The 2,619-nt window shown below is 43.3% G+C and carries 1 protein-coding gene and 1 pseudogene; both read right to left on the bottom strand.

The window, feature by feature from the left end; translation table 11 throughout:
- Positions 1 to 462: pseudogene (locus tag RHS_RS28695) on the bottom strand (DNA-directed RNA polymerase subunit beta'); the annotation flags it as partial.
- Between the two features lie 35 nt (positions 463 to 497).
- Positions 498 to 2,619 (bottom strand): DNA-directed RNA polymerase subunit beta (locus RHS_RS28700; RefSeq protein WP_047835135.1); only part of this gene is annotated, 2,122 nt, incomplete at its 5' end.

Consider the following 2,619-nt stretch of genomic DNA (forward strand, 5'->3'; position numbering starts at 1 on the left):
GTACTGTAAATCTGTAGTTCCTTTATCCAACACAATATAATTGGCAAAGTACAATACTTTTTCCAATACTCTGGGAGACAGATCCAGAATTAATCCCATTCTGGAAGGGATTCCCTTAAAATACCAGATATGGGAAACAGGAGCTGCAAGCTCAATGTGTCCCATACGTTCTCTACGAACGCTGGCTTTGGTTACTTCTACGCCGCATCGGTCGCAGACTACACCTTTATAACGGATTTTCTTATATTTACCGCAGTGGCACTCCCAGTCCTTGCTGGGACCGAAAATACGCTCGCAGAATAATCCGTCTTTTTCTGGTTTCAGGGTTCTATAATTAATCGTTTCTGGTTTTTTAACTTCTCCTCTGGACCACTCTCTGATCTTATCCGGAGATGCTAAACCAATTTTGATTGCATCAAAAGTCATTGGCTGATACGTTTCATTGTTTGTTGTTTCAGGCATTGATGGTACTCCTTTCCATTGTTAGCTACCTACATTTACTCTTCATCAAGAACTTCTTCTAGGTCTAAAAATGCTTCTTCTTCTTCCTCTTCCACATCAACTAACTCGCCGTCCTCAAATTCCTGCTGACTAAATCCGAAGTCTTCCAGAGGTTCTTCCTCATTGTAGCCCTTCTCGCCTTCAATAACGGAATGCAGATCTGTTTCGCCAAAATCAATCGTTTCCATGATTTCAACTTCTGTCTGGTCTTCCTTGAGTACTTTTACATCAAGTCCAAGGGACTGAAGCTCTTTTAACAATACCTTGAAGGATTCCGGTATACCTGGTTCCGGTATATTTTCTCCTTTGATAATTGCTTCGTAAGTCTTCACACGGCCAATAACATCATCGGACTTCACAGTCAGAATTTCCTGCAGTGTATAGGATGCACCGTATGCTTCCAGCGCCCAAACTTCCATCTCTCCGAAACGCTGTCCACCAAACTGTGCTTTACCACCAAGAGGCTGCTGTGTAACCAGGGAGTAAGGACCGGTGGAACGTGCATGGATTTTATCATCAACCAGATGATGAAGCTTCAGATAATGCATGTGTCCGATTGTAACTGAACTGTCGAAGTACTCGCCGGTACGGCCATCACGCAGCCTTACTTTACCATCGCGTGAAAGCGGTACACCTTTCCAGAGTTCTCTGTGTGCTCTGTTCTCATATAAATAATCCATAACATCAGGAAGCAGTTCCTGCTCATGTTTCTCTTTAAATTCTTCCCACTCAAGATTGACATAATCATTCGCCAGATCAAGAGTATCCATAATATCAACTTCGTTCGCACCATCAAATACCGGTGTGGATATATTAAATCCTAACGCTTTTGACGCAAGACTTAAATGGATCTCAAGTACCTGTCCGATATTCATACGGGAAGGCACACCAAGAGGATTCAATACGATGTCAAGCGGACGTCCGTTTGGCAGGAACGGCATATCTTCTACCGGAAGTACACGGGAAACAACACCCTTGTTACCATGACGGCCGGCCATCTTATCTCCAACGGAAATCTTTCTCTTCTGTGCAATATAAATACGTACTGCCTGATTTACACCCGGTGATAATTCGTCTCCGTTTTCTCTGGTAAATACTTTGGCATCTACGACTATACCATATTCTCCATGAGGTACTTTCAGAGAAGTATCTCTTACTTCACGCGCCTTTTCACCAAAGATCGCACGAAGAAGCCTTTCTTCTGCAGTCAGCTCAGTCTCTCCCTTAGGGGTAACCTTACCAACCAGGATATCTCCGGCACGGACTTCCGCACCGATACGGATGATACCTCTTTCATCCAGATCCTTTAACGCATCATCGCCGACACCGGGAACGTCTCTTGTAATTTCTTCCGGTCCTAATTTTGTGTCTCTGGCTTCTGCTTCATATTCTTCAATATGGACAGATGTATAGACATCCTCCATAACCAGTCTTTCACTTAATAATACCGCATCCTCGTAGTTATAACCTTCCCAGGTCATAAATCCGATCAATGGGTTCTTACCTAATGCAATTTCACCATTCTGTGTAGAAGGTCCGTCAGCAATAACGTCTCCCGCCTGCACATGATCGCCTTTGAATACGATCGGTCTCTGATTGTAACAGTTACTCTGGTTACTTCTTGCAAACTTCGTCAAATGATACTCATCTTTAGATCCATCGTCATTTTTCATAACAATTGTCTTAGATGTGGAACGTTCAATCGTTCCGGCTTTTTTGGCAACCACACAAACACCGGAGTCAACCGCTGCTTTCATTTCCATACCTGTTCCAACAACCGGTGCATCCGTAGTCAATAACGGTACGGCCTGACGCTGCATGTTAGATCCCATCAGCGCACGGTTAGCATCATCATTTTCCAGGAAAGGAATCAATGCGGTAGCAACAGAAAATACCATCTTAGGAGATACATCCATGTAATCAAATGTAGTTCTTTCATACTCCTGCGTTTCTTCTCTGTAACGACCAGAAACATTTTTATGAACAAAATGTCCTTCTTCATCCAGGGCCTCATTCGCCTGAGCTACATGATAATTATCTTCCTCATCTGCAGTCATATATACAACATCTTCCGTAACACGAGGATCTGTCGGATCTGTCTTGTCTATTTTACGGTAT

It is taken from the genome of Robinsoniella sp. RHS (assembly GCF_001029355.1).
In the GTDB taxonomy this organism is placed as follows: domain Bacteria; phylum Bacillota; class Clostridia; order Lachnospirales; family Lachnospiraceae; genus Robinsoniella; species Robinsoniella peoriensis.